This window comes from Streptomyces sp. NPDC004752 (assembly GCF_053601275.1).
This window is the reverse complement of record NZ_JBSGBN010000247.1, coordinates 1-5,391: the sequence shown is the minus strand read 5'-3', so window position 1 is coordinate 5,391 and position 5,391 is coordinate 1. Positions and strand designations below refer to the sequence as shown.

Below are 5,391 nucleotides of genomic sequence, written 5' to 3'. Positions count from 1 at the left end.
CCCCGACGATCACGCCACCTGCCAGCGCGAGGACCTCACCCGCGCATCACACCAGCCCCACTGAACTGCGGAAACGAACTTGGCGGAGGCTCACTCCTCGCGTCGCATCCGCGTCGAGCACGGCATCGCCCATCTGAAGAACTGGCGCGCCCTCGCCCGCCACCACGGTCGGCGTGAGCACATGAGCGACATCATCCAAGCAGTCGCCGCACTGCTCTCTCACCAGCAGGCGGTCACCCTCGCGACCGATGAACGAGTGTGAACACAGGGCCAGTTCACACCCCTCGATGTGTCACCGCCAACCATGCACGAGCTCGTTAGCCGCAAGCACGTCCTTTCTTCAGGGCTCGCGTAGTTGACCCTGTGGGCTCAGCCCCGCCACGGCGAGCCGGAAGAGGCGGTCCGATGTGGCGGCGGGATCGGGGTGGTGCTCCGTGGCCAGGGCCAGGCCGACGGCGAGCGTGATGAGGTCGGTGACGGTGACCTCCGCGGCCACCGCGCCGTCCCGCACGGCGCGGCGGAGCAGTGGGCCCGCCGCCTCTTCCAGCGTCGCCGAGCAGGAGTTGTCGTGCACCGGGTCGGCACCTGTGCGGTCGTAGGTCAGCGTGGCCGCCAGTCCTTGGGCGGTGACGCAGTAGGCGACGACGTCGCTCAGCCATTCCAGGAGTGCGTCTCGGCTGCCGTCCTTGCCGGACAGGTCGTGGGCGCGGGCGCATAGGGCCTCGATCCGCTTTCGGGAGACCGCCTCCAGCAGTGCGCGGCGGGTGGGGAAGTGCCGGCGCACGGTCGCCGAGCCGACCTCCGCCGTGCGGGCGATCTGTTCCAGGGAAGCGTTCGCGCCGTGGGCGGTGACCTCCTCCTCGGCCACGGCGAGGATGCGCGCGTAGTTGCGTCTCGCGTCCGCGCGACGGGTCTCGGACACGGCGTCACCTCCAGGTTTGCTAAGCGGCGGACCCTGCCATATCGTACCCTCACAGAAATGGCGGGCTCCGCCGTTTTTGCCAGGTACCCGAGGAGCACCATGTCCAACGTTCGCGCGCCCGTTCTGGTCACCGGCGCCACCGGCCAGCAGGGCGGGGCGACCGCCCGCGCCCTCCTCGCGGCCGGCGTGCCCGTCCGCGCCCTGGTGCGCGACGCGGCCACCGACCGGGCAAAGGCCGTCGCGGCGCTCGGCGCCGAACTGGCCACCGGCGACCTTCACGACGTCAAGTCCGTGATCCGGGCCGCCGACGGCGTCCGCGCCGTCTTCTCGGTGCAGATGCCCGCCTTCACCGCCGACGGCCCCGACTTCGACGGAGAGGTGACCCAGGCCGTCAACCTCGTCGAGGGCGCGAAGGCCGCCGGAGTACGGCAGTTCGTGCACACCTCCGTCACGGGCGCGGGCCAGCACACCGAGGCTCCCGGCTTCGCGGAGGGCCGCTGGGACTTCATCAAGGCGACCATGGGCGCCAAGGCCGCGATCCAGGACCGCGTCCGCGAGGCCGGCTTCACCCACTGGACGCTCCTCAAGCCGGGCTTCTTCATGGAGAGCTTCCGGCCCTCCCTGAGGTACATGTTCCCGCGCGGCATCGAGGGCGGCCTGGTAGCCCTGCTGCGGCCCGAGACCCGGCTGTCCCTGGTCGCGGTGGACGACATCGGCGCGGCCGCCGCCGCGGCCTTCGCCGCGCCCGAGCGGTTCGACAGGGTCGAGCTGGAGCTGGCGAGCGACTACCTGCCGATGACCGAGATTGCGGAGATCCTCTCCCGCACGCTGGGCAGGGATCTGCCCGCTCCCGATATGTCCGAGGAGGAGGCCGCCGCCGCCGGCATGCCGCCGATGGGCAGCGTGCACCAGTGGTTGAACGAGGTCGGCCAACCGGCCCGCCCGCAGTACGCCAGGGACCTCGGCATCCCGCTCACCACCTTCGAGGAATGGGCACAGAGGTACATGCACGCCGACGCCTGAGGCGGCCGCACGCGACCAGCCGTTGCTTGTCTTCCCCTGATCGCGGCTCCCGGACGAGTCGCGATCAGGCGGCCGGGGCTGTTGCCGAGCCCCCCAGCCTCGACGCCGGACGACGCTTCCCCCGCGTCAAGCTCAGGGCGTTCTTGTCCAGGTGGAAGAACTCTTCCAGCTCCCCGGGTGACGGTCCGTAGCGAAACGGTCGTAGCGGATCTCGGGCTCATGCCGGACCTGGAGTCGACGGTGACGGCAGGCAATGCTCCTAATTCATTGAGCTGATCGGTCAGCGGGTGCTGTAGCCGGTCTCGAGAAGGTGCCGCAGGGTGGGCAGGGCGTCGTCGCCGACGGGGGTGTTGTCGGTCCAGGCCAGGAACAGGGTGGCGAGGAAGAGGTCCCTGCCGCGCACGGTCGGGCGGGCTGTGCCGTGCTGCTGGGCTGCGCGGAGGAACTCGTCCGTGATCGCGATCAGCTTCTGGCAGCAGGCGGCGAGGGGGGAGTTGTGCGAGGCGAGCGCCGTGAGGACGGGCTCGGGTAGTCCGCTGAAGGTGTTGAGGTAGTCCTCCAGGGCCAGCAGCCACTGCCGCAGGCCCTCGTCGGCATCGCCGATGTCCTGCAGGGGCTTCCGCCGGGCCAGGAGGGCTTCGCCGTGCACATCCAGCGCGGCGGCCAGGAGGGCTTCCCGGGTGGGGAAGTGGCGGTAGAGCGTGGCCGGGCCCACGCCGGTGTCCTTGGCGATGGCCTCCAGGGAGGTGCCCGCGCCGCGCTCGGTGAAGTGCCGTAGCGCCGTGTCGAGGATGCGGGCCCGGTTGCGCGTGACGTCCGCACGTGGTTTGCGGTCGGCTGGCCGCGTGGCGCTCATGGCCGTTCCCGTGTGTCGTGTGGGGTCGTCGGCAATGGTGGGGACATGAAGAGGATGCTACCTCCGTTTTCCGTGATATAAAACGGATGGTGACTCCGCATTGTGTGGGATGGAGGCCGCGCACAGGTGCGTCGGCTCTGCCCGTCACCCCACAGGGCGGCGCAAGGGCGAGTTCTCCCACGCGCGGGCCGTCATCGCCGCGCGCCTGCGGCACCTCATCGACAATCGCGAATGGAGAATGCAGTGTCCCGAACGCTTGGACTCATCGGCAGCGGATTGATCGGTACCTCTCTGGCCCGCCTGGCCGTCGCGGCCGGACTGGAGGTCGTCCTCAGCAACTCCCGAGGACCCGACACGCTCACCGACCTGGTGAACACGCTGGGCGGCCGGGCCCGTGCGGCTACCGCGGAAGAGGCCGCCCACGCCGGTGACCTCGTGGTGGCCACCATCCCGCTGAAGGCCTACGACCAGCTGCCCGTCGCAGCACTCCAGGGCAAGACGGTGCTGGACACGATGAACTACTACCCCCAGCGCGACGGCCGGCTCGCGGAACTGGACTCGGGCGAGCTCACCTCCAGCGGCCTGGTACAGCGCCGCCTCGTGGATTCCTTTGTGGTCAAGGCGTTCAACAACATCGGCTCTCACCAGCTGTTCGCCCTCGCCCGGCCCGCCGGAGCGGCCGACCGCAGTGCCCTGCCCATCGCCGGCGACGACGAGGGGGCCAAGCACGAGGCCGCGGAGCTGCTGGACGTGCTCGGGTACGACGCGGTGGACATCGGCACGCTCGCCGAGAGCTGGCGCAGCGAGCCGGGTATGCCCGTGTACACCAGGCCCTACCTCGGGGCTGAGCCCGCCGGGCTCAGCCCCGAGGAGTATTTCCCCTGGTTTCTGCGGAACCCCGGTCGGCACGTTCCGGCAGCGCGGATCACTGAGCTGACCGCGACCGCCGTCCGCGGCCGGGCAGGCGGGGTGCTGCCGGCAGGCGTCGACGTCTGAGCACCGCACCGATTGCGGGCAGGGCCCGGCCGGTTCCGGCTCAGCTCTGCCTGTCCGCGTCGGCACCGAGGTCGGGCACGATCAGAGACGTCCGGCGGGCCGGGGGCCAGCCGCCACGCTCAACGATCGCTTCGAAGCACTTGCGCAGCCCGTATGGAATCTCGACCTTGGCCTGGGACTTGGCCGCGGTCTTCGACACGGTCGAGCAATGCTTGCCCGCTAGCCTCTGCTTTTCGGTTGGGGGCGGCTGGTCTGCGCTGATGCCGTCAGCGACGTTTCTGCGGTGGTGGGCATGGTGGAGGCCCGGCGTGCGGTCGGGTGCTCCAGGATTCCTCGGGTCGTGGGTGGTCAGGGACGGTTTGTCTGCTCAGGTGGCCGGCCGGGGCCGCGCTGCGAGGCGGGCGAATGCTGTGGTCAGCTCGTGTCGCCAGGGCCGCGGCGATCCGCAAGCGGAGACGGCGCCCTCCACGGGTGATGGGGGCGGCGGTGTGCGGCAACCGGTAGCGTGGCTTCTTCGGTTCGGCGGTGGCCGGTTCGCCGTCCAGCAGCGGCATCCGGGTCCAGGCGAGTAGGTCGATCGCGGTCAGGGACAGCTCCAGCCACGCGGCGTTGATGGCGAAGTGGCGGGAGGGGAAGCGGCCGAGGCCGGTGGTCTTGCCGCAGCGGATGCGGTCCTCGACCCGGTGCGCGGTGGCGGACCTCCAGGAATTGCGGCGATCCGCCTCCTGCGACGGGTGTGTCGACGAGGAACACCTGGTGACGCATGCCCTCGTCCAGGTCGAACAGCGACAGTCGGGCCCCGGGGTGCGGCGCTCGCGGCGGACGATGATCCGGGTGCCGTCGGGGTATCCGGTGAGGTCGATCAGGCCGGTCAGCTCGTCGAGTGCCACTCCATGCCCGTCGGCCGAGACCACAAGTCGGGGGCGTGACCCGGCCGTGTGCACTCCGAAGGTGACCTCCTGCTGGGCTGGCAGAGACTATAGTGCCCCTCCCGGCAAGGTTTGCCGCGTCGCCCCGCCCGGCATGCACGCTCGCCGCGTTGGCCGGAAGCCCAAGTCTCCTCCCCCCACTCTCGGCTTCGCTCGAGCGGGGCCCCCATCGAGGGCCTCCGGCCGCCTTGCGATCTCCCTCCTCGCCCGCCGGCGGGCTGGGGGAGAGAGGCTCCGCATCGGACGACGCTCCTTCGAGCCGACGCGACAACCGGGCCGTCGGTTTGCCCGCCATCAGCCGCAGAACACGAAACGGTCCGCCGACCCCGTCGACGGACCGTCACGCAGATGGGCGCTCCCTCAACGCTTTCCAGCAACAACGTCTTCCGGCTCGACTGCGTTCTTGCGGCGCCGAATTTTGCGCGCGAGCTCCACCATGCCGGTCACCACGACTGCGAGCCCAACGCCAACGACGATGGCAAGGAGCGTGTTGTCCTGGAAGAAGACCCCACCGAGGTATCCCGACAGCGCGGTGTAGGCACTCCAGATGGAGGTGGAAATCGCGACGAACGGGGCTTGACCCGGGATCGTGGACACCGGTTGTTATGCGGCAGTGGTCAGAGTAACTGATCGTTGTTCGAAGGCGTTCGGGCTCATCTGGCCGA

8 protein-coding genes are annotated in these 5,391 nt (G+C 69.9%); 3 read left to right on the top strand and 5 right to left on the bottom strand.

From position 1 onward, the window contains the following. Window positions 1–79 precede the first annotated feature (79 nt). The gene (locus ACWEKM_RS45595; protein WP_451627208.1) at window positions 80–262 is read left to right on the top strand and encodes a hypothetical protein; all 183 of its coding nucleotides are present in this window, start codon (window positions 80–82) and stop codon (window positions 260–262) included. Window positions 263–340: 78 nt separating this feature from the next. On the opposite strand, the gene ACWEKM_RS45590 is transcribed toward ACWEKM_RS45595, so the two are convergent. Continuing rightward, window positions 341–922 (bottom strand): TetR/AcrR family transcriptional regulator, encoded by a 582-nt coding sequence (locus tag ACWEKM_RS45590; protein WP_451627207.1) that lies wholly within the window; start codon window positions 920–922, stop codon window positions 341–343. 99 nt (window positions 923–1,021) lie between these two features. On the opposite strand from ACWEKM_RS45590, the gene ACWEKM_RS45585 reads away from it, so the two are divergent. Next, window positions 1,022–1,945: an NmrA family NAD(P)-binding protein gene (locus ACWEKM_RS45585; RefSeq protein ID WP_451627206.1), complete on the top strand. Its 924-nt coding sequence runs from the start codon at window positions 1,022–1,024 to the stop codon at window positions 1,943–1,945. Between the two features lie 280 nt (window positions 1,946–2,225). On the opposite strand, the gene ACWEKM_RS45580 is transcribed toward ACWEKM_RS45585, so the two are convergent. Further along, window positions 2,226–2,801 (bottom strand): TetR/AcrR family transcriptional regulator, encoded by a 576-nt coding sequence (locus ACWEKM_RS45580; RefSeq protein WP_451627205.1) that lies wholly within the window; start codon window positions 2,799–2,801, stop codon window positions 2,226–2,228. A gap of 231 nt (window positions 2,802–3,032) precedes the next feature. On the opposite strand from ACWEKM_RS45580, the gene ACWEKM_RS45575 reads away from it, so the two are divergent. Next, window positions 3,033–3,797, top strand: a complete 765-nt coding sequence (locus ACWEKM_RS45575; protein ID WP_451627204.1) for an NADPH-dependent F420 reductase — start codon at window positions 3,033–3,035, stop codon at window positions 3,795–3,797. A 40-nt stretch (window positions 3,798–3,837) separates the two neighbouring features. Here ACWEKM_RS45575 and ACWEKM_RS45570 read toward each other — a convergent pair whose 3' ends face one another. From ACWEKM_RS45570 to ACWEKM_RS45560, 3 genes are all read right to left on the bottom strand, one after another. Next, a complete protein-coding gene (locus ACWEKM_RS45570; protein ID WP_451627203.1) occupies window positions 3,838–3,996 on the bottom strand; it encodes a hypothetical protein in 159 nt (52 codons plus the stop codon). A 67-nt stretch (window positions 3,997–4,063) separates the two neighbouring features. Next, window positions 4,064–4,687, bottom strand: coding sequence for a transposase (locus tag ACWEKM_RS45565; RefSeq protein ID WP_451627202.1), 624 nt, complete (start codon window positions 4,685–4,687; stop codon window positions 4,064–4,066). A 399-nt stretch (window positions 4,688–5,086) separates the two neighbouring features. Further along, entirely contained in the window at window positions 5,087–5,323 is a 237-nt protein-coding gene (locus ACWEKM_RS45560; protein WP_451627201.1) for a hypothetical protein, read from the bottom strand. Window positions 5,324–5,391: the final 68 nt, after the last annotated feature.

Excerpts from the sequence above, each read along its gene's own strand:
- ACWEKM_RS45585 (WP_451627206.1), top strand. The coding sequence starts at position 1,022 with ATGTCCAACGTTCGCGCGCCCGTTCTGGTCACCGGCGCCACCGGCCAG.
- ACWEKM_RS45580 (WP_451627205.1), bottom strand. The coding sequence starts at position 2,801 with ATGAGCGCCACGCGGCCAGCCGACCGCAAACCACGTGCGGACGTCACG.
- ACWEKM_RS45575 (WP_451627204.1), top strand. The coding sequence starts at position 3,033 with ATGGAGAATGCAGTGTCCCGAACGCTTGGACTCATCGGCAGCGGATTG.